This is a genomic window from Calothrix anomala FACHB-343 (assembly GCF_014696435.1).
GTDB lineage: Bacteria > Cyanobacteriota > Cyanobacteriia > Cyanobacteriales > Nostocaceae > Aulosira > Aulosira anomala_A.
In genome coordinates, this window is the sequence record NZ_JACJQG010000019.1 from 79,846 (window position 1) to 102,883 (window position 23,038).

16 protein-coding genes are annotated in these 23,038 nt (G+C 40.0%); 9 read left to right on the forward strand and 7 right to left on the reverse strand.

Going from position 1 to position 23,038, the window contains the following annotated elements:
• Positions 1–22: 22 nt before the first annotated feature.
• Entirely contained in the window at positions 23–3,481 is a 3,459-nt protein-coding gene (locus H6G08_RS37495; protein WP_242046147.1) for a calcium-binding protein, read from the reverse strand.
• Between the two features lie 509 nt (positions 3,482–3,990).
• On the opposite strand from H6G08_RS37495, the gene H6G08_RS13235 reads away from it, so the two are divergent.
• Complete coding sequence (locus H6G08_RS13235) at positions 3,991–4,566, forward strand: TMEM175 family protein (protein WP_190542940.1); 576 nt, start codon at positions 3,991–3,993, stop codon at positions 4,564–4,566.
• 208 nt (positions 4,567–4,774) lie between these two features.
• Positions 4,775–5,041 carry a photosystem I reaction center subunit PsaK gene (psaK, locus tag H6G08_RS13240; RefSeq protein WP_190542943.1) on the forward strand — a complete coding sequence of 89 codons (267 nt, stop codon included), beginning with the start codon at positions 4,775–4,777 and terminating at the stop codon, positions 5,039–5,041.
• A gap of 238 nt (positions 5,042–5,279) precedes the next feature.
• Here the strand turns inward: psaK and H6G08_RS13245 are convergent, their stop codons facing one another.
• Together H6G08_RS13245 and mtnA are read right to left on the reverse strand one after the other, a co-directional pair.
• Entirely contained in the window at positions 5,280–5,654 is a 375-nt protein-coding gene (locus tag H6G08_RS13245) for a hypothetical protein (RefSeq protein ID WP_190542946.1), read from the reverse strand.
• 139 nt (positions 5,655–5,793) lie between these two features.
• Positions 5,794–6,855, reverse strand: coding sequence for an S-methyl-5-thioribose-1-phosphate isomerase (gene mtnA / locus H6G08_RS13250; RefSeq protein WP_190542949.1), 1,062 nt, complete (start codon positions 6,853–6,855; stop codon positions 5,794–5,796).
• Between the two features lie 232 nt (positions 6,856–7,087).
• Here mtnA and H6G08_RS13255 point away from each other — a divergent pair, with 232 nt between their 5' ends.
• The gene (locus H6G08_RS13255; protein WP_242046148.1) at positions 7,088–8,731 is read left to right on the forward strand and encodes a purple acid phosphatase family protein; all 1,644 of its coding nucleotides are present in this window, start codon (positions 7,088–7,090) and stop codon (positions 8,729–8,731) included.
• A 258-nt stretch (positions 8,732–8,989) separates the two neighbouring features.
• On the opposite strand, the gene H6G08_RS13260 is transcribed toward H6G08_RS13255, so the two are convergent.
• Together H6G08_RS13260 and H6G08_RS13265 are read right to left on the reverse strand one after the other, a co-directional pair.
• Complete coding sequence (locus tag H6G08_RS13260) at positions 8,990–9,475, reverse strand: hypothetical protein (RefSeq protein WP_190542956.1); 486 nt, start codon at positions 9,473–9,475, stop codon at positions 8,990–8,992.
• 174 nt (positions 9,476–9,649) lie between these two features.
• Positions 9,650–10,948, reverse strand: coding sequence for a homoserine dehydrogenase (locus H6G08_RS13265; protein ID WP_190542959.1), 1,299 nt, complete (start codon positions 10,946–10,948; stop codon positions 9,650–9,652).
• Positions 10,949–11,691: 743 nt separating this feature from the next.
• Here H6G08_RS13265 and H6G08_RS13270 point away from each other — a divergent pair.
• The 4 genes from H6G08_RS13270 (at position 11,692) to H6G08_RS13285 (ending at position 18,241) form a co-directional block, all read left to right on the forward strand.
• Positions 11,692–12,270, forward strand: a complete 579-nt coding sequence (locus H6G08_RS13270) for a helix-turn-helix domain-containing protein (protein ID WP_190542961.1) — start codon at positions 11,692–11,694, stop codon at positions 12,268–12,270.
• A gap of 21 nt (positions 12,271–12,291) precedes the next feature.
• Entirely contained in the window at positions 12,292–15,306 is a 3,015-nt protein-coding gene (locus H6G08_RS13275; RefSeq protein WP_190542963.1) for a peptidase domain-containing ABC transporter, read from the forward strand.
• A gap of 441 nt (positions 15,307–15,747) precedes the next feature.
• A complete protein-coding gene (locus tag H6G08_RS13280) occupies positions 15,748–17,280 on the forward strand; it encodes a beta-barrel domain-containing protein (RefSeq protein ID WP_190542966.1) in 1,533 nt (510 codons plus the stop codon).
• 175 nt (positions 17,281–17,455) lie between these two features.
• A complete protein-coding gene (locus H6G08_RS13285) occupies positions 17,456–18,241 on the forward strand; it encodes a peptidylprolyl isomerase (protein ID WP_190542969.1) in 786 nt (261 codons plus the stop codon).
• A 254-nt stretch (positions 18,242–18,495) separates the two neighbouring features.
• Here H6G08_RS13285 and H6G08_RS13290 read toward each other — a convergent pair whose 3' ends face one another.
• Positions 18,496–18,714, reverse strand: a complete 219-nt coding sequence (locus H6G08_RS13290; protein ID WP_190542971.1) for a hypothetical protein — start codon at positions 18,712–18,714, stop codon at positions 18,496–18,498.
• Positions 18,715–19,322: 608 nt separating this feature from the next.
• On the opposite strand from H6G08_RS13290, the gene H6G08_RS13295 reads away from it, so the two are divergent.
• Both H6G08_RS13295 and H6G08_RS13300 read left to right on the forward strand, forming a co-directional pair.
• The gene (locus tag H6G08_RS13295) at positions 19,323–20,303 is read left to right on the forward strand and encodes a CobW family GTP-binding protein (protein WP_190542975.1); all 981 of its coding nucleotides are present in this window, start codon (positions 19,323–19,325) and stop codon (positions 20,301–20,303) included.
• Between the two features lie 110 nt (positions 20,304–20,413).
• Positions 20,414–21,448 carry a WD40 repeat domain-containing protein gene (locus H6G08_RS13300; protein ID WP_190542978.1) on the forward strand — a complete coding sequence of 345 codons (1,035 nt, stop codon included), beginning with the start codon at positions 20,414–20,416 and terminating at the stop codon, positions 21,446–21,448.
• A 294-nt stretch (positions 21,449–21,742) separates the two neighbouring features.
• Here H6G08_RS13300 and H6G08_RS13305 read toward each other — a convergent pair whose 3' ends face one another.
• The gene (locus tag H6G08_RS13305) at positions 21,743–22,705 is read right to left on the reverse strand and encodes an NB-ARC domain-containing protein (protein WP_339381691.1); all 963 of its coding nucleotides are present in this window, start codon (positions 22,703–22,705) and stop codon (positions 21,743–21,745) included.
• Positions 22,706–23,038 lie beyond the last annotated feature (333 nt).

Genomic DNA, 23,038 nt, shown 5'->3' on the forward strand with positions numbered 1-23,038 from the left:
AAAAGTACTCCCGCTGAAAGTCCTAGGCGGCGAAATCCATAAATGATACATCACTGTTATCCAACAGAGGTTTATTGCTCAGAACCGCAAATTGTCCTCCAGAACCTAATCCGGCGACTGCACCATCGGCATTATAGAAAAGGTTGCCAGTAAAAGTATTGTAAACAATGAAAGCAGTGCTACCTCCTGCTAGACTGACTTCAGTAGCACTATCGGCAGTAATTGCGACAAATTCATTGGCAACTATGCCATCATTACTCATGGTTAAGGAATTAAATACACTATGGGATAACAGGATGAGATCGGTGCCCTTGGTAAAGTCGGTTATGGTATCTGTGCCTAAATCGCTAAAGTTAGCCACTCCACCAAAGCCAAAATAATCTACCCCTTCACCCCCTGTGAGGCGATCGCTACCTTGAGTGCCCTGGAGGAAATCGTTCCCTGTTCCACCAGAAAGGGTATCATTACCAGCGTCACCTATGAGGGTATTATTACCAGCATTACCTGTGATGATGTTACTGAGGCTGTTGCCTGTACCGTCGATATTTGCTGTACCTGTCAGGGTTAGCCGTTCAACATTATCTGTCAAGGTGTAGCTAATTGAGGCATTAACTGTATCTGTGCCTGAGTTAGCATTTTCGATGACTACATCTGCTAAACTATCCACCGTATAGCTATCGTTGCCAATTCCACCGTTGAGGGTGTCATCACCAAGACCACCGTTGAGGGTGTCATTACCAGCACCACCTGTGAGAGTATTATTACCAGCATTACCTGTGATGATGTTACTGAGGCTGTTGCCTGTACCGTCGATATTTGCTGTACCTGTCAGGGTTAGCCGTTCAACATTATCTGTCAAGGTGTAGCTAATTGAGGCATTAACTGTATCTGTGCCTGAGTTAGCATTTTCGATGACTACATCTGCTAAACTATCCACCGTATAGCTATCGTTGCCAAGTCCACCGTTGAGGGTGTCATCACCAAGACCACCGTTGAGGATATCATTGCCATCACCACCGTTGAGGCTATCATTGCCATCACTACCTATGAGGCTATCATTGCCAGTGCCACCAATCAGGGTATCATTGCCAGCGTCACCTGTGAGGGTATCATTGCCAGCGTTACCTGTGAGGGTGTTATTGCCAGCGTTACCTGTGAGGGTGTTATTACCAGCGTTACCTGTACCGTCGATATCTGCTGTACCTGTCAGGGTTAGCCGTTCAACGTTATCTGTTAAAGTGTAGCTGATTGAGGCATTGATGGTATCTGTACCTGAGTTAGTATTTTCAACGATGACATCTCCAATACTGTCAACCGTGTAAGTATCGTTGCCACCGCCCCCTGACATGGTGTCGTCACCAGCTTTACCATCTAGGGTGTTACTACCACTGTTACCTGTAATCGTGTTGTTGAGTGCGTTACCCGTACCTGAAAGGTTGCTAGTGCCTGTTAACACTAACTTTTCTAGATGATTTCCCAAGGTGTAGCTGATGGCAGCGTTAACCGTATCTATCCCTTCGTTGAGGTTTTCTGTGACTACATCGCCAACACTATTAACGGTGTAAATATCATTGCCTGAACCGCCAATCAGGGTATCATTACCGAGACCTCCATTTAGGGTATCATTGCCAAAATAACTTGTGAGGAGATTATTGCCACTATTTCCTATGATAAAGCTATCAAAATAACGTCCAGTGCCGTTGATGTTAGTCGTACCCGTTAAAATAAGATTTTCTAGGGCACTTCCCAAGGTATAGCTGATGGCAGCTTTAACTGTATCTATGCCTTGGTAACCTATTTCTATGATCGTATCCCCAACACTATCCACAATGTAAGTGTCATCGCCAGCGCCACCTCTGAGGGTGTCATTTCCGGCTTTGCCATCGAGGATGTTATTGCCGCTACTACCTGTGATGTAGTTATTTAGGCTGTTTCCTGTTCCATTGATGTTAATAGCAGCACTTAACATCAAATTTTCTAGGCGATCGCTTAAAGTATAACTAATGCCGGCGTAAACGATGTCTATCCCTTCGTTGAGGTTTTCATAAACTCGATCCCCAACCTCATAAACATAATAGGCATCATCTCCCAATCCCCCGATCATGGTATCGCTACCATCTGCTCCGTTTAGGGTATCATTGCCCAGTCCCCCTATCAGACTATCATTGCCCCCAATTCCTCCAGAGATATAATCATTACCTGCACCGCCTTGTACAGTGTCATTACTTGCATCGCCACCGGAGAGAAAGTCATCGTAGGGCGTTCCTGTAATATTGACCCCTTCAAAGTTCAAATAGTAAAAGTAATAATTACTAGTGGGGTTCTGAGAAGTAATATAGCTAGCACCGTTAATAATCCCCTGATTATTCACCCCAATGTTCGCACCAGTTGCAGTGCTATAGTCTGCGTATAAGATATCGATTCCGGCTCCGGCATCAATTGTCCCGCCAAAGATATAATTCGTGACATTGAAGATATCATTGCCACTTCCTGTGTAAATCGGGTTGATTCGTTCCAAATTTTGAACGATAGTATTACTATCTCCGGCTAAAGTGACACTAGTATCGGTCAAATTTAATGTCAAATTGTTAGTCGAATCCTGTAAATATAAAAAGAGGGTATCTATACCTTCTCCCCCATCTACGTTATCTCCTATACCCACTTTTAGGGTGTCATTCCCTATCCCCGCTTGTAAGATATCACTTCCTCCAGCCCCATCTAAATCATCATTCCCTTCACCCCCTTCTAAGACATCACTCTCACTATCCCCGTATAAAACATCATTCCCTGTACCGCCAATCAGCAGATCGCTTCCTTCTCCACCACCAATGACATCATTTCCCCCTGAACCGTCAAGGGTATCACTCCCCTCTAACCCGCTAATGTAATCATCTCCACTACTTCCGACAATCAGGTTAGGTTTTTCATCTCCGACAAAACTGGCCATTTCCACGCCGATATTTACCCCATCCAGGCTAATAACTGCGCGATCGCTCTCGGCTTTCAAGTGTCCTAACTCTGTCTCAGACAAACTCTCTCCCATCACCAACGCCGAGAAAATTCGTCCTTCATCCCCATCACTATCATTATTGCCATTCAATACCCCATCTATATAATGGCCATATTCCTCTAAAATTAACCCTACTAACCCTTGAATATCACTAACTTGCTGTAAATACTCATAAGCTAGATAAATTGTCCCTGTTTCTGCACTATAAGCCCCAATTGCTCCATTTAGGTCAGACTGATAGCGAATTTCTAAAAGCGGAAAATTACTAAAATCCCCATTTATCCAGGTTGTCTGTAAGCTATCTGCTTCCGGGTTTGGGTTAAAAGCCAATGCCATTTTAGAGACAAATTCAGGTTCCTTGGCAAAGCTTTGTAATCTAGATTGACTTGATAAAATTCCCTGTTCTAAGACAGCTAAAACAGATAGATCGAGTTCTAGAGAATTGACCGTTAAAGAGAAAATTGCAGTCATAACTAATTCCAAAATCAAGAATGAAAACTCGCTTTTTACACCAAGGTAAAAAGTTAGGTTGGTGCGTTGTGCTGTGCAATAACAAGATTTACGCTAATACTGAACACATAAGCACTTTTTGAAATACAACAACTAAATATTTTTTTACGGAAAAATACTGAAGTTTTGTGATGAGAAATTAGTAACGACTGCCTTCCTGATGTTTGTCCCATTCGTTACTTTGAATGACCAGCCCCTAGCTCCTACGATCAAGACAAGTTAAAATAATTCCTAATTGATAATTCGTAATTCGTAGTGTAGGGGCGGGTTCACAGATATCCTTATTGGGTATCGACGATCCAAATAAACCCGCCCCTACAGACGGGGATTCAGACCCAGACTCAAACTGGCTCCACGTATAGACGAAGGGAAATTAAACCCAAAAATTACGAATTACGAATTACGAATTAGTAATTACTTAAAGTACAGACAACAGACTTAAAATTAGGCACAAAAGGAGCGCGTAACCGATGGGGAAGGGGAGATTAGAAGCGTTCAGTGATGGAGTGTTGGCGATTATCATCACGATTATGGTGCTAGAACTTAAGGTACCGCATGGTGCTGATTTAGCCGCGCTGCGTCCGTTGATTCCGGTATTTTTGAGTTATGTGCTGAGTTTTATTTATATTGGCATTTACTGGAATAATCACCATCATTTATGGCAAGCTGTCAGACATGTGAATGGTAGAATTCTTTGGGCTAATCTGCATTTGCTGTTTTGGTTGTCGCTCATTCCCTTTGTGACTGGCTGGATGGGTGAAAACCATGTCTCTGCTTGGCCGATCGCTCTTTATGGTACGGTATTGTTGTTTTGCGCGATCGCTTATTACATTCTCACAGTAGCTTTAATCAATCATCACGGTAAGGATTCTACTTTAGCGATCGCCATCGGTCGAGATATTAAAGGCAAAATCTCACTGGTATTTTATGCGATCGCTATTCCCCTATCTTTTGTCAATTCCTGGATAGCCTTTGCATTCTACGTTCTCGTGGCGATTATGTGGCTCATTCCCGATCGCCGCATTGAAAAAACTCTGATGTCCTAAAGTATAGCCGGTACTCTGGCTGAGAATTCCTCAAGGCTGCTGGAAAGGGGGGATATACACAAAAACACCGCAGCAGTACAACTGTAAAAGTTAAGTATTTAGAATAATCGTTAAATATTGCTGCAAAAGTAGTGTGATTTCTTGAAATTGGTTGGCAAATATTCAGATCATATTGCTAAACGATCAACAAGTTTTAGGAGCGAAACAGTTGCTTACTTCAACCTTATTAGCTGCTTCCACTGTACCCACAACCCTACAATGGAGTCCAACCGTTGGGATTATCATGATTATCGCGAATATTATTGCGATCGCCTTTGGCAAATCTACCATCAAGTATCCCAGCGTCGGCCCTGCTTTGCCCTCACCTAATTTATTTGGTGGCTTCGGCGCACCTGCATTACTCGCTACCACCGCTTTCGGTCATATTTTAGGCGCGGGTATTATCTTAGGGCTGCATAACCTCGGCAGAATCTAGGTTGTTAGCTGATTTCACCTACTCTTTTGTCTATAACCATTAAATTAAGCTAGAGATTCATTTCTCTGGCTTTTTTGCGTTCAATACCAAGTTACCAACAATTGTCTTAATTAACTTTTTTAACCAGCAATTGTATGGTTAAAAACACCAAAGTGTAGTTTGACTTACTAACAAGACATCACCAAAAATCTTTCTTTCCGTCAACAGTCAACAGTCAACAGTCAACAGTCAACAGTCACTAAACAGGTAGAGGCGCTAAACCGTGTAACTGACGTATAGCGTTGATACACACCGGACAATCACAACCAAATAACTTGATTGCTTCATCACTTTCTGCTTCAGTAAATTCTAGTTCTGCAGGTTGATCGGGTGATTGCACTTGCGGTACTTGCGCTACTGTCATCTCTGGTTTAGTTGGAGAAACAGTATTCTCAACTTCTATGCATACCTGTTTAGTCTCTGCTGAGTGGGGGGAACGTACACAAGATAAATGAGTACCTACGGGAGTAACTGTTTGATTAGCATGTACAGGCTTGGTCATCATGACCATAGATAGCATAGATGCAAACAGTGCGGGGGAAGAAAGCAAGGATAAGACAAATCTTTTGTTCATTTATTCTCCAATTTTGGTCAATAAAGATGCGACTTATGTTTTCACATCATCGGCAATCGATCAGTCCATCTTATACAAATTCTCATCAAATGGCTTGAGATGAGATGACCAAAATTGTACAGGTATTTGAGCTTGTATTTTAAACTACTTGCTTGGGCTGAGATTTTGCTAACTCACTAGGCGCAAATGCACCATGTTCTGTAATGATGGCTGTAATTAATTCTGCTGGTGTAACATCAAAAGCGGGATTATAAAATTCCACCCCTTCCGGCGTGAGTCTGGTATCACCTACTTGATAAATTTCTTGCGGATTGCGTTCTTCAATGGGGATTTGGCTACCATCGATTAAGGCAAAATCAACGGTAGATAGAGGCGCAGCGACAAAAAAAGGAATATTATGTGCTTTAGCTGCGATCGCAACGCTATATGTACCTATCTTATTCGCAGTATCGCCATTAGCAGCAATTCTATCTGCACCCACAACCACAGCATGAATTAAGCCTTGTTTCATGCAATGGGCTGCCATATTATCAGTTATGACAGTCACGGGAATCCCTTCTTGCACGCATTCCCAAGCTGTGAGTTTTGCACCTTGTAACCGGGGACGAGTTTCATCAGCAAACACCCGCGCTAATCTTCCTTCTCGCCAAGCAGAACGCACCACACCTAAAGCAGTACCATAACCAGCAGTTGCTAATGCACCAGCGTTACAATGAGTCAAAATTGTCAGCTTTTGGGGGGTTTTGGGTAAAACTGCTAAACCATTATCGCCAATCGCCTGACAAGTTTGTAAATCTTCAGCGTGGATAGTTTGGGCAGTTTGTAACAGCGTTTGTTTCAGTTCTGCAACTGTGCCGATACTTTCATAGGCTGTTCTCATCATCCGACTAATTGCCCAAAATAAATTTACCGCAGTCGGACGAGTAGAACGCAACAATTGAGCGACTTGCTCTAAGCGTTGTAAAAATTCATTGCGGTTGTCGGTTTCAATCTCCCTCGCACCAAGATAAATACCATAAGCTGCGGCGACACCAATCGCTGGCGCACCTCTAACAATCATCGTTGTGATTGCTAAAGCCATATCTTCACTGCGGTGAATTTCTACAAAAGCATACTCGTTAGGTAAGCGAGTTTGGTCAATCAGCGATACTGAATCATTGTGCCAAATAATTGGATAAACTTGGTTAGAAGCAGAGGTCATAAAAATCGGGAATTATTGCAATTAGGGATTAATTATAAATGTTGGCAACACATCAATATATTCTAAAGTACAAGGCAATCTTCCCTACAATTTGTCGCATTCTTGTTTCAAATTGCTATTAGCTATGTTTACAGGTTTTAGACGCCGTAAAAAAATATTAGGCTTAGTCCTATTATTTATACTGACTGTATGCTTTACCCTGGTAAATGTGCGTTCATTTGGGGAAACAATTATGACATCAGCGCCGCAATTGCTGACAGATCCATTTTTGCAGCTACCAACAGAAAACTCGGTGCGGGTGGTTTGGTTTACAGAGTTTGCAGGTAGTCAACATACAGTTAATTATGGGGAAAATTTAGCCAAGACGGCAAGGGCAAGTACAATTAAACTCAGTCGCACTAGAGAAGATCAACAATCGCGTGTAGGTAATCAAACTGCAAATAGCCAAGTTTATCAGCAAACTGTTAACCGTGATATTTGGCGACATGAAGCGGAAATAACCGGATTAATTGCTGATTCGCGGGTAAATTACCGCGTAACTAGCTGGCGAGAAGATGGAGAAAGTGTCAGCAGCGATGTGTTTACCCTTGCGCCTAAGCCTAAACCGGGGACACCATTAAAAATTTTACTCACTTCAGATCATCAACTTAAACCGATGACAGCCGCCAATCTGCAAAAGGTAGTGGAAACTGTAGGAAGAGTAGACGCAGTTTGGTTTGCTGGGGATTTAGTGAATATTAGCGATCGCGCTTCTGAATGGTTTGATGATAATCGGGGTGGTGCGTTTTTTCCCGCTTTACAAGGACGCGCTAACTATAAAATGACTCACAACGGTGTTAGTACAACCTATACTGGCGGACAAATTATTCAACATGCACCATTATTTTCTTGCATTGGTAATCATGAAGTTATGGGAAGATTCCAAAGGCTGGAAAGTTTAGATGATGAATTTAATGATTCATTTCCCCGTGCAGTTGCGCAAAGATTATATAGCGGTAAATCTTTAAAAGATAATTCATTTAATACTGATACTTACGAAGAAATTTTCACTCTGCCAACTAGTAACACAGGCGGAAAGCGATATTATGCTGTTACCTTTGGCGATGTGCGTTTGGTAGTTTTGTACATTACAAATATGTGGCGCACTCCTAAATTAGATTCACCATATAGAGGTAGATATAACGAAGCAACCGCAGATTTAAATAATCCTGAAAATTGGGGATATGGACAGTTAATTTATGAGCCTCTTGCTCAAGGTAGCCAGCAATATAATTGGCTAGAAGCAGAACTTAATAGCGATGAATTTAAACAAGCAAAATATAAAGTAGTGATGTTTCATCATCCACCCCATACTTTAGGTGATAACATTGTCCCTGCTTACACCGATCCAGTGCAGATAATTGAACGCGATGATATTGGTAATATCAAAGCAGTACGTTACGAATATCCTAAAAATAATGATTATATTATTCGTGATGTTATTCCTTTATTAGAATCTGCCAACGTACAATTTGTTTTATATGGGCATTCTCACCTATGGAATCGCTTCCTTAGTTCTAGCGGAATGCATTTTTTAGAAACATCAAATGTCGGTAACTCTTACGGTGCAGCTTGGGGTGATAGAAAGCGAGAAGTGCCTGATGGTTATCAAGAAGAATATGTTAAACAGGGCAATCCTAATGGTTTAGAACCAATAGTACCAAATATCGCCCCCTTGTTAGGCGAAGATGGGAAACCTACACCATATATTGCGAGTAATGACATCACTGTTTTTAGTATTTTTGATACGGAAACAGGTACAGTTAGCAGTTATCGATTTGATACGCGCAAACCAGATTCTCAGGTAGTTAAGTTTGATGAATTTCAGTTAAAATAATCTATTTAACTGCTTGTAACGCAATTTTTCACAATCAGCTAATTATAGCAATTTAAAAACAGAATGCCACAAATTGTAGGGGCATGGCATTGCCATGCCCTCTAGAGTATATTAATGTATCTGGCGTTCCGTTGTCGCATAGCGCCGTCTACAACATAACATTGAAATCCACACAAGGGCGGGGAAACCCCGCCCCTACGAAAATTTTAATTACGTATCGAAATGCGGATTGGAATGAGCATTTATATACAAAAAATGTTAATAATGCTCGCTGCGTAAATCATCAACCACATCTCTACTAGCAGCTATTTCTACATAGTGCTTGGCTTGTTCTAGATTACCTTTGGCTCTATTACGCCAACTTCTAGAAGCATTAGTATCTTCTTGTTCAGATATATCTTTTTCTGCACTACGTAACAGTTTATAAATAGCACGGAATTTATCTAAATGTTTTACAGAAGTATCAACATTTGGGTTATCTTGTAAATCCTTTTTATCCAAGACTGCGGCTTTATCAATCTCTTGGATAGCGAGATGAACTTGCTGATAGGCTAATTTTGTTTCTTGTTCGACATTCGTTTCATCACGTTGCTGTAAAAGCAATTCAGCTTTGCGCAAATCGCTGCGTGCGTGGAGATAAGCAGGATGTTGAACAGAGGTAACGGCTCCAGCAATACCAGAATTTAGAGAAGCTGCTACTAATCCTGCTAAAAGGCTAACCAAGCTAAGTTTACGAATAGTCATAATTTTGCACCAAATTACAAATGTGAATTTGATGATTGCTTAGACTGATGGCTGACTAAAAAAGTTGTGTAGGATATATGTCAATGCTGTGTATTTTTACTGGTAAAAAACAGATTTTTTATTCATAGAGGAGAAAGCCTAAATCTCTATATTTATTATTTCTCCCCTATAAGATTACAGTACGCGCAGCAAGCTAGGAATGCTATCTATTGCTTCCAAGTTATGTATCTCTGTTAAAGCTTGGCGAAAATCACCTTCTTTAACATCATGGGTAACAACAACAATCTCTGCTAAATCGCCTTGAAAACCAGTTTGTACTACTGATTCTAAGCTGACGCCATAATTACCAAAGCAAGTACCTAGTTTACCAATTACCCCTGATTGATCCTTGGTGAGGAAGCGGGTATAAAAACGAGTGACTAGTTCGGATATGGGTGCTATTTGACAGTAATCTTGATGTCTACAAGCTAACAAAGGATTGGGTTTTGTCTCGCTGGCTGTTTTAGTTTTGAGTGTTGCGGTTAAATTTAAAATATCAGATGATACCGCACTCGCAGTTGCACCCGCACCCGCACCAGGGCCAAAAAACATGACTTGCCCAATAGGTTCACCTTCTACAAGTATGGCATTATACACGCCGTTGATACTAGCTAAGGGGTGCGCTTTGGGTAAAAGGGTGGGATGAACTCTCACAGATAACTTTGAAGTATCCTGTCCGTGAAGTTTCGCGATCGCTAATAATTTAATCACAAAGCCTAATTTTTCAGCATAGGCTATATCTGTTTTGCTAACTTGGCGAATTCCTTCACAATAAACGTCTTGGAGGTGAATCCGTCCCCCAAAGGCTAAGGAAGCTAAAATCGCAATTTTATCGCCAGCATCTAAACCATCGACATCAGCAGTGGGATCGGCTTCAGCATAGCCCAATTTTTGAGCATCAGCTAACACATCCTCAAAATTGCTGCCTTCTTGTTGCATCCGCGTGAGAATGTAGTTAGTAGTACCGTTAACAATACCTGTAACTGTGTGGATGCGGTTGACGCTTAAAGACTGCTTTAGGGGTTGAATTACCGGAATACCACCACCAACTGCGGCTTCTAGCATGACATAAACGCCAGCTTCATTAGCAGTTGTGAAGATTTCATTCCCAAAACGCGCGATCGCAGCTTTGTTAGCGGTGACGACATGCTTACCGTTTTTCAAGGCTTGGAGAATCAGCGATCGCGCTGGTTCCAATCCCCCCATGACTTCAACTACTATATCTACAGCCGGATCGTTAACAATTGATTCTAAATCTGTAGTAATTATATCTGCTGGTAGTTCAACCGCTCGTGGTTTATCAAGCGATCGCACTCCTACCCGATATATTTCTAGTTCTTCTAATAACGGGTGACGCCCAGTCGCATCCTGTAACAACTGTACAGTACCCGCCCCTACAGTACCTAATCCCAGTATTCCTAACTTAACACCCACAATTTTTGTACCAAATTTGTACCAAAATTTAATTTTAAATCCTCAGTGCTGAGTAATAGTTTCTCACAACTTTTAGCCCACAAACCCCACCAACCATCCGGGTGTTGTGTCCTGCAGAGCTAGGACAGGCAGTTTAAATCTATTTTACTTCTTATTGTCCATCGCAAAAACTGCGATCGCTGTCATCAGGTAGCCAAACATCATATCTTACCTTACTTTCAGAAATTTTTAATGTTATGTAAAAATTCATACATAACATCTTTATTTTTAGTAATTTCTGTCTAGAGATAGATGTAACAATAATTATTCTTTTTTCGGGAAAAATTGCCAAGGAACCATTAAGTTTAGATAAATTGTCGGGAAAAATTAATTTTTTAATTTATTCAGCCTTGACATTCTTAAGCGTTAGCGACTAAAACAAAACAGTGCGTGAATACACAGATTTATAGCTAGTCAGTTCCATGATCTAGTTGACAGCTATTTATCAAACTTTGCTATTCCAATACTTGCGAGTGCTAGCATCTACAACTAGCAAATATCACAGTGAATATTAGCTGTTGATGTTGCTATTTTTACACCATTAAGGAACTGCCAAGTAAAAAATATTCCATTGCTATTTTTTACAGTCAACAGTCAACAGTCAACAGTTAACAGTTAACAGTTAGCAGTCAACAGCTATATCTTCATGGCAAATTGCTATTGCCAGATTACAGCATATATATCTGCTTTGGTGCTTAAATTTTATGATCCGAAATTCTCTACAAAATTTTGAAAATCAGTTTTTCACAACCGAGCAATACCAAAATTTATTGAAAAAACTCCCAGAGAATTTACAAGCCAACTATCGCCGGCGACTAGAAATTATGTTGCTGGCGGATATGGGAAAATCACAAACTGAAATCTGCCAAATTTTAGGTTGTTCTCAAGAAATGGCACGTTATTGGATGGCGATTGCCAAAGCTGGTTTAATTGCAGAATGGGAACAACGCCCCATAGGTAGACCAAAAATTGTCAGTCAACAATATAGAGAAAGATTAAAAGAATTAATTAGTCATAGTCCTCGTAAATATGGCTATGCTTTTAGTAATTGGACATCTCAATGGTTAAGCAAACATTTAGCTACAGAATTTGGCATTGAAATTAGTAATCGGCATATTAATAGATTACTCAAGGAAATGGGTTTATCTACACAAAAACGCCGTGTAGATAAAAAACAAAATCTGCCGGATAAAAAAGCTAATGTTGTGAGAATTTGTGACTTGCAATCTACCAGTTCTGCTCACCTTTACGAGCAATTTAATCTAATTCAAGTTAATAATTAAACTTGGGATAAAGGAGAGGTAATGTTATCAAAGTTTTCCCAAGCACAACTAAGTCAATTTTTAACTGCTCTCTTGAATGAGAAGCTGACTGATAGGGAATTAGAGAATTGCTGGAGAAATATGGAAATTATTGAACCAGCAGTAGCAAAACTATTTTGGCAGTCAACAGCTGCGCCTGCAGGAATTTATTTAGTAATTACAGGTAAAATCAGATTGCTAGATAGTTCTGGTAACTTAATCTCTACCCTAACAGCAGGGTCATCATTTGGGGAAATGACCTTGTTTCCCGATGCAGAATTTAGCTATTATGCAGCGAGAGCTTCGACGAATTTACAACTGTGTTACCTCAAGCAAGATGTATTGCAGATTTTGATGGCTCGATACCCCAAAATCTGCGATCGCCTTTTACTACGTGCAGAACGTTGGGATTTACTGATGTTGTATCGTCAGCAACAACCACAGGCAACCGTGGAAGGGATTCATCAAGCCTTGGCTTTGTTTGAAAGAGTAGCTATACAAGACTTTTCTCAGATATATCTCAATTCCGAAACTAAGTTAGTTTTGCTACATCAAGGTAAATTGCGACATGCTGATGGTAATTGTTTAATACCGGGTAAAATTTACCCTGCGCCAAAACAAGGTAATTGGCAAGCAATCCAACCGACAATTATCTATCAATTGCGGACTGCTGATTGGCAAACAGCACAGCAATTTTGGCCGCAATTGGCAGAATTTAGCAATTCTGTACCAGATAAAGACGATCGCCCATCACCAATTCCTAATGTAATACCTTTTCCCGCGATCGCAACGCCAAAAAAGCCACAATCACGGGTTTATTTTCCCTCACCGCAAATCAAAGCCAAGCATTTATGGTTACAGCTAACTAAGCGCTATCCCTTTTTTGAACAACAAAGCGCCACTGATTGTGGTGTCGCTTGTTTAGTGATGATTGGGCGTTATTGGGGTAAAAGCTTTAGTATCAATCGATTGCGAGATTTAGCTAACGTCAATCGCATCGGCGTTTCCTTACGGGGTTTAGCTACTGCTAGTGAAAGTATTGGTTTTGCTAGCCGTCCAGTCAAAGCCAGCTTAGATAAATTAGCACAACAACCCCTACCTGCGATCGCTCATTGGGAAGGCAATCATTATATCGTCGTCTATGAGATTAGCAAAAAACAGGTAATTGTTGGCGATCCGGCGATCGGACAACGTACCCTCACCCATCATCAATTTCAAGCTGGGTGGACTGGTTACGCTTTAATATTACAACCTACCCCCCTGTTAAAAGAAAGCGAAGAAGCTAATACCCCATTTTGGCAATTATTCGAGTTAGTTAAACCACATTGGCAAGTATTATTAGAAGTCTTTATCGCTTCCTTATTAATCCAAATATTTGGATTAATTACACCGCTATTTACCCAGTTACTTTTAGATAGAGTCATTGTTCAAGGTAGTACTCTCACCTTAAATGCTGTCGGTTGTGGTTTATTAATTTTTGGTTTATTTCGTGTTGCCCTCAACACATTACGACAATATTTATTAGACCACACAGCCAACCGGATTGGCGTAGCACTGATGGTAGGTTTTATTAAACATACCTTCCGCCTCCCCCTAGCATTTTTTGAATCGCGTTATGTCGGGGATATTATTTCTCGCGTTCAAGAAAACCAGAAAATTCAGCGCTTTCTTACTGGCGAAGCACTGTCAATTATCCTTGATTTATTGACAGTATTTATTTATATCGGCTTAATGTTTTGGTATAGCTGGCAAATGACTATCCTAGCATTAGCAATTGTGCCGCCATTTTTAATTTTAGCAGTTGTGGCTACACCATTCTTTCGCCGCATTAGCCGGGAAGTTTTTAATGCTTTAGCCAACGAGAATAGTTATTTAATTCAATCCCTGACAGGTATTCGTTCTATTCGGTCAATGGCAATTGAACAAAGCGTGCGTTGGCGTTGGGAAGAATTGCTCAATAACTTAACTAAAAAATTATTCCGGGGTCAGATAATTGGCAACCAAATGGAATTTTTTAGTTCAACAATTGAAACTGTAGCAACTACAAGCTTACTATGGTTTGGTGCTTGGTTAGTGATTCAAAATCAACTCACAATCGGGCAATTAATTGCTTTCAATATGTTGTTGGGTAATATCATTCATCCGTTTCAACGCCTGACTGTACTTTGGAATCAATTACAGGAAGTAATTATTTCCACAGAACGGATTAATGATGTATTATCAGCCGCACCAGAAGAAGATTTACAAAATCAACCCCGACAATATTTAGAGCAAATTCGCGGTCATATTCGCTTTGAAAATGTCACCTTCCGCTATCATCCAGATAGCGATATTAACGTCCTCGAAAACCTCAGCTTAGAAATTTTCTCTGGACAAACTGTAGCCCTAGTAGGGCGTAGTGGTTCGGGAAAAACCACTCTAGCAAAATTAATTTTGGGTTTATATACACCCACAGACGGGAAGATTTTAATTGATGGTTATGATGTCACCAGTTTAGCATTGCGATCGCTCCGTTCTCAAATTGGCGTTGTCGATCAAGAAACCTTCTTATTTGGTGGTACAATTCGCGAAAATATTAGCATCGCTTTCCCCGAATCTTCCTTAGAAGAAATTAGAGAAGCAGCGCGTTTAGCCGGTGCTGATGAATTTATTCAACAATTACCAATGGGTTACGAAACCCAAATAGGTGAAGGTGGTGGAATGCTATCTGGTGGACAACGCCAACGTCTAGCAATTGCGCGGGCTTTATTAGGTAATCCTCCCATACTGATTTTTGACGAAGCTACCAGTCATCTAGACGCAGAATCAGAAAGGATTATTCAGAATAATTTAAATACAATTCTCCAAGGACGTACCAGCTTAATTATTGCCCATCGCCTCTCAACAATTCGCAATGCCGACTTAATTTTAGTATTAGATCGGGGCTTATTAATAGAAAGCGGTACTCATGAAGAATTGATTGCGAAAAAAGGTCATTACTACTACCTCAATCAACAACAACTCGCCCAAGCAAGTTGAAATAGTAAGTAGGTTGACGTAATTAAAAATAATTGCTGAGGGTTGTCATTTGTCATTTGTCATTTGTCATTCGTAGGTTGGGTTGTAGCTTGCTTCCCGAAGGGTACGAAGTGAAACCCAACAATTATAAGATATGACCTACGCAAAAATCTCTCAAACTCTTATTACTCTGTGAACTCTGTGTACTCTGCGGTTTATTTTTTCGGACTTACGCACACTTTACGAATTCTTCTCCCAAGGGGAGACGCTGCGCGAAGGCGTCTTGGCGTCTTCTCTGCGAGACGCTGCGCGTTGGCGGAAGCCTCTCGCAGAGAAGGCGGTTCAATAAATTAAAGTTTTTGATAATTTTTGCGTAATTCAAGATAGTAGGTATTCCTGCTAAAAAACACCAAAATAACAATGAATCACCACTGAAAATATTGACAAGGCTAGAGTTTATATATGCCTAATACTGCTAATCATTCATCATCAGTAATCACCGAAAAAATAGTAGATCAATTAACAACGAATACCATCACCGAAAATGATGCTGTAAGTACTAATTCTCCAGATTGGCATTATGGTACAGAAGAATTACTAGATGCTTTACCAAAACGCTGGACAAGAAGTTTACTCTATTTTCTAGTAGTTTTTAGCGCTATTGTTTTACCTTGGGCAATGCTGTCGAAAATTGATGAAACAGGAAGCGCTAGAGGGAGAATTGAACCATTAGGTGAAACTCAAAGATTAGACAGTCAAGCTAGTGGGAATATTATTGCTGTAAAAGTCAAAGAAGGCGAACAAGTCAAAGCCGGACAGTTATTAGTAGAACTAGATTCTGATGTCCTCAAAACTGACTTACAACAGGGAACAGCAAAACTAGAAGGACTAATTAATCGAGTAGCACAATTAGAACTCTTGAAAAACCAATTACAACTAGCAATTGGGGTACAAGAACAACAAAATAAATCCCAAGAATTAGAAAAACTCGCTCAAGTTAATCAAGCACAAGAATTTTTAGATGCGAAACAGAGTACTTATAATTTACAAAAACTAGAGAAACTGGCATTAGTCTCTCAGGCTGAACAAAACCAGGTTTCTACTGAGACTTCCTATAAATTAGCTATCAATCGTTGGCGTACAGATTTAACCGAAATTCAACGTTATCGTCCCTTAGGAGAAGAGGGCGCTGTTCCTCAAATTAAAGTTGTGGAATTAGAAAAAATTGCCGATGAAAGCGAAAGAATATATGAGCAAAGTGAATCTGATGTTAAACAAGCACAATTACGCCTGCAAGAAGAAAGAAACCGTTATCAGGGAATAATGCGTCAAGCCGAAGCAGATATTAAACAAGCAAAGTTGAGGTTACAAGAACAACAAAATAGTTATCAAGGTTTAATTCAAGCAGGTAAATTAGCTTTGCTAAAAAATCAGGAACAACTGAAAGATTTGCAAACCCAAATTACCAGTTTAAAATCAGAAATGGCTCAAACCAGAAGCCAAATCACTGCTATTAGAATACAATTAGCACAACGCTTAATCAAATCGCCAATTGATGGGGTAATTTTTAATTTACCCATCAAAAAGCCTGGCGTAGTTGTCCAAACCGGTCAAACAATCGCCCAAATTGCTCCTAAAGAGATACCCTTTATTCTCAAGGCTAACATGCCTAGTCAACAAAGTGGTTTCTTAAAGGTAGGAATGCCAGTTAAAATCAAATTTGATGCTTACCCATTCCAAGATTATGGAGTAGTTGCAGGTAAAGTTATGCGGATATCGCCAGATTCAAAAATTCTAGAGACTCCTCAAGGTAAAGTAGAAGTTTTTGAAATGGAAATATCTCTCAATCAAACTGAGATTAAATCCGCAAATAAATCTATTCCCCTAACACCTGGACAAACCGCAACAGCAGAGGTAATTGTCCGTCAACGTCGCCTAATTGATTTCATTTTAGATCCGTTTAAAAAGCTGCAAAAAGGCGGATTAGAGCTTTAAATATGATGGTTGACGGTTGACTGTTGACTGTTGACTGTTAAAAGCCCTGAAGATGTATTTTGCAATTTAAAAGCAGATCGCACAGATTCAGGTACAACACCATACTATATTGCATCTACTCTGTCTGCTTTCACATAAATCAAAAAAATCTTTAAATTCTCGGAGGATTAGAAAAATGTTTAAAACTTTAAATGTATCGCAAAGAGAAATAATTGAACAACTAAAAATCTCTTGTCAAGTGCCGAGTTTATTAGAAGCGATCGCAACCAGAAAAATTATCTTAAATACAGCCAAGGAAGCAGGTATCAAAGTAGAAAATGAAGAACTCCAACAAGCTGCTGATGCTTTAAGAGCAAGCAACAGACTCATTAAAGCCGAAGATACTTGGAACTGGCTACAAAAACATCATTTAGATTTAGAAGATTTTGAACAAATCGCCGAAATTAATTTGCTATCTGTCAAATTAGCAGCGCATTTATTTGCCGAAAAAGTTGAACAATACTTTTATGAAAATCAACTAAATTATCTTGCAGCAGTTACCTATGAAGTTGTCTTAGAAGATGAAGATTTAGCCTGGGAATTATTTTATGCAGTCACAGAAGGCGAAATTACTTTTCAGGATGTGACTCGTCAACATATCCAAAATCCAGAACTGCGGCGCACTGGTGGTTATCGGGGAATTAAAAATCGTCACGAATTTAAACCAGATATTGCAGCTGCTGTCTTTGTCGCTAATTCACCTGAGTTACTTAAACCGATTGTAATTGCCCAAAAAGTACATTTAATTTGGGTAGAAGAAATCATCCAGCCAAAATTAGATCAGCAGTTGCGAATACAGATTATAAGTGAGTTATTTGCAGATTGGTTAAAACAACAAATTTCACAACTAGAAATTATTCCCCACTTTGAATCAGATTCCTATTCTCAACCAGTTCAAGAATTGCTGAGGATAGCATCTTAAAAATTCAAAATTCAAAATTCAAAATTCAAAATTAAGTATATGTTCAGTTGGGTTTACACAGGGTAAGCCCAACCTACAACTATTATGATAAATTGAAGCAGAGCTTCATAAATATTCGCTCCCACGCAGAGCATGGGAGCGAGTAAGTGAGTAAAAAAATACCATTTGTGTATATAAATATTGCTATTCAATGAAACTAGCATTTTTTTAGCAAAATACACAAAATGGTATCATTATTTATGATTTGTATTTAATTACTTAGATAAGTAACTGATTAAGAAATTTACTATTTTATCAGATGTCGCGAGAAAAATTTTGCCAAACTCTGCATAGCTGGCTAATATTCCTGTTAGTAACTTAAAAGCAGCTTTTTTGCCAAAGCCACCATTAACAAATGCCGCTTCAGTTTCATCTACTTCATTAATGAAAGAATTAGAGTCAATAGCCAAGTCGGAAATTGTGATTCTAGACATGATTTTTACCCGGTATAAGTGTTTTGGAAAAATTAAGCTGTGTTTGCTTAACTCTTGAATCTATCTTCGGCGATATCCAAACTGAAATCAATAGATTTAAACAGGAGATAAGACCTAATTCAAGGAGTTTTGTCTCTTGATAAATGAGGGAAAAATATTCAATAATTAAATGTTTATATTGATGATAATTAATGTATGACTTGGCAAGCTAAATCTGCTAAAGACATAATTACAGGAGTTTTGTCCAGAAATAATAAATGGCGTTGCATATTTGGGGGATGAATTCAGACTTTTGGACAAAACTAAAAGTCGATTCTTTGCGCCTTTGCGCCTTTGCGCCTTTGCGTGAGATAAAAATCATCCCATCAATCAGCAACGCCTAATAAATATTTGATTTTCATCTCGCTTTTTTCTCAATAAGTCGCTTATCTATTGATTCAGGGATGCTTGAAGATGACTAGAACCCGCGATCGCGTTTGAGAATTGGCGAAAGTGCGATACTGAACCTAACTCAACCAGAAACCCTTACCAATGCCCAAATCCACGATTTCTCAAAACAAGCGCTATTATAAACAGATAATGATTATCACTACAGATGCTTTGAGATTATGCTCTCTGCTGAAACATCCAATTCTGTCCCTGTAACTGTTCTCACCGGCTATCTTGGCGCAGGTAAAACCACCTTACTCAATCACATCCTCACTTACGAACACGGTAAGAAAGTAGCCGTCATTGTCAATGAGTTTGGGGAAGTAGGCATTGACAATCAATTGGTTATCGATGCAGATGAAGAAATTTTTGAGATGAATAATGGCTGTATCTGCTGTACAGTCAGAGGCGACTTGATTCGCATCATCGGCAATTTGATGAAGCGGCGTGATAAATTTGACCATTTAGTCATTGAAACTACTGGTTTAGCCGATCCCGCCCCAGTCATTCAGACATTCTTTGTCGATGAAGATATGCAAAGCCAGCTATCTTTAGATGCGGTTGTCACCGTGGTTGATGCCAAGCATATCTGGCAGCATTGGGAAGCCGATGAAGCCCAAGAACAGATAGCCTTTGCGGATGTAATTTTATTAAATAAAACAGATTTAGTCGCGCCAGAAATTCTAGACGAACTAGAAAAGCGAATTCGGGGAATGAATGCCTTAGCAAAAATCTACCGTACCCGCAATTCTGAGTTAAATATGGATGCTTTATTAGGGGTACAAGCCTTTGATTTAGATCGCGCCTTAGAAATCGACCCCAATTTCTTAGGTGAAGATGCCCATCAACATGATGAAACTGTTTATTCTGTAGCTTTAGTAGAACCAGGCGAACTTGACGGGCAAAAATTAAACGCTTGGATGACAGAATTACTCCGGACTCAAGGCCCCGATATCTTCCGCATGAAAGGTATTTTAAATATTGCCGGCGAAGATCATCGCTTTGTTTTCCAAGGAGTACACATGATATTTGATGGTAAACCCGATCGCCCTTGGAAACCAACCGAAACTCGCAAAAACGAACTAGTATTCATCGGGCGCAATCTCGATGAAACCAAACTCAAGCAAGATTTTCAAGCTTGTTTAGTCAATAGTCAATAGTCATTTGTCATTTGTCATTTGTCCTCCTTGTCCTCCTTGTCTCCCTTGTCCTCCTTGTCTCCCTTCCCTTGTCCCCCTTCCCTTGTCCCCCTTCGCTTCCGTCCCTTCCCATGAACTCCACCACCAAAGCCCAAGAATTTACAGAATTCTCTTCGGCGTTACTTTCAGATTATGTAACTGCGATCGCTTGGTCAACTGATGGTAATACATTAGCTGCAACTTCAGCCGCCGGGGAAGTCATACTCTGGAATGAAGATGATTTAGTAAATTTACAGGCTGGTTATGGTAAATCTGTAGATTGCTTGGCTTTTTCACCTGATGGTAAATTTTTAGCGATCGCGGGACAAGATGGACAGGTAAAAATTTGGCAAGGTGATGAATTAATCGCCACTTTGGATAATGCCCCGGCATGGGTTGATAAACTAGCTTGGAATCACACGAGTAATCAACTGGCTTTTAGTTTGGGGCGTTATGTCCAAGTTTGGGATGCGGATACTAATGATATTGTTGTTACCTTAAATTTTGATAACTCCTCAGTGTTGGCGATTGACTGGCGCAGGGATGGGCAATACTTAGCCATTAGCGGTTATCAAGGGGTTAAAATTTGGCACACCCAAGACTGGGATGAAGAACCATATATATTATCCATGCCGACAGTCAGTGTAGCAATGGCATGGTCTCCCGATGGCAGATTTCTCGGTTCTGGAAACATGGATCGTAGCGTCACCGTTTTGGAATGGGGAAACCCCGATCCTTGGGTGATGCGCGGTTTTCCTGGTAAAATTCGCCACCTAGCATGGTCAGAAGCTACCACTCCTTTAGGCGCACCGATTTTAGCATCATCCAGCGTTGAGGGTATTGTAGTTTGGGAAAAGCTAGAAGACGAGTCATTAGGCTGGGAAGCCAGAGTTTTAACTAATCATGTGGGAGTAATAAATGCGATCGCCTTTGCACCCCAAAGCTTTTTACTCGCTTCCGTAGCTGCTGACGGCTGGCTGTGTTTATGGCACAACGCCCAAGAAGTCAGCCAAATACTTACAGGTGCATCAGCCGGATTTTCCTGTCTCGCTTGGCACCCCCAAAATCAGTATATTGCCGCAGGTGGCGAACAAGGAGAATTATTAATTTGGTCAAAAGTCAGCTAAAGCACTTTAGTTTGCGTATCTAAAATATCTATAAATCTTGTAGAGTAGGCATCTTGCCTGCCCAAATTATGCAAATTTAATGGAATTAACTGTCAAATTTGGTTTATGAGCTATTTCGCTAGGCGCTGCGTTTGGCATAACATTTTTGACATGCTATTTTCTTTTCAGGTAAATACACCACGCTGTAGGGGCACGGCATCCACAATCTTCTGGTGTATACAATAATCTTACTAGTGCCGTGCCCCTACTTTGGATCTGTGGTTCAAATGCATGAAAACTGCTGTAAAAAACATCCTATAATATCTGCTGTTTAAGCCGCTCTAATACATACTCCATCACAATAGGCTTTTGGATATAACCTTTAGCTTGTTTTTCAATTAATGAACGCCAAATCAATCTCTCTATTGCATTCAACAATTGCCATTGAGGAACAGTAGGACAAATACTTTTAGCTAAAGTATCAACACTTGTGACTTCCTGATTAATAGCTATAGAGTACATAATATGCCATTCTAACTCAGAAAGATGATGCAACTGTTGCTTGAGTAATTGGCTAATATTACTGAGCAATAAGGTATTTAGCTCTAGGAATTTCCCTATCTTGCCATCAAATAGCTCGATGATGGCATTAGCAATCATATTTATTTGTAAAGGGTTATTACTGTAGCGATCGCACAATTGCTGCTTTTGCTCATCTGAACCCAGCAGTTGCTTTGATTCCAGTAGGTGAAGGGCTATCTCTTGAGAACCTTGCAAGTGAAGGGAACGCACCGATAATCCTGTGCCTTCAAAGGTGGCGACAAGAGTAGGCTTTTCTCTAGAGGTTAGAATCATACAGCTCTTATGCTTTGTTTTGGCGATCGCTTGGATTAAATCACCATATATCTGATAACCTGAGCGATACTTTCCCATCAAATTTGCATTTAAGGCTGTTTCTAGGTTGTCTAAAATTAGTAGACATCGGGAAGTACGCAGATAATGAATCAGCAGATTGATGTCCGGTTTGCTTTGTTGCCGATTAGACAAAAATGATACTAATTCACTCAAAAGGTGATTTCCCGGAGTAGTATATTCTAGCGATCGCCAAATCACATACTCAAACCGATCTTGAATTGATGTTGCTAATTTAGTGGCTAAAGTCGTTTTCCCCACCCCAGCCATACCTAAGACTGTCACCAAGCGACAGTCATCTTCTATAATCCATGACTCTATCTGTGTCAGTTCTTCTGAGCGTCCGTAAAATGATGAAACATCAATTGCCGCACCCCAATCAACGTCTTTTTTTTACAAATGTATATGTATTAATACTGAAATTATTTAATTGAAGATGAAATGTAGAGATTTCTCTCCAATCCAGATTTAATTTGTGACATAATTCTTCAAAATTTGCATGACCAACTGGTTTCCCAGTTAGGAATTTACTAACTGTAGCTAGAGCTAGTCCTGTGTCATGAGCCAAGCTTCTTTGGTTGGGGTAGCCATTAAGTGTAAGTGCTACTTTTACTTGATCTATACACTCGTGGCGAACTTTCAAAGATCTTGACATTCTGCATGATATTTATCTGATTATGTACTCAGTTTACACTAGCG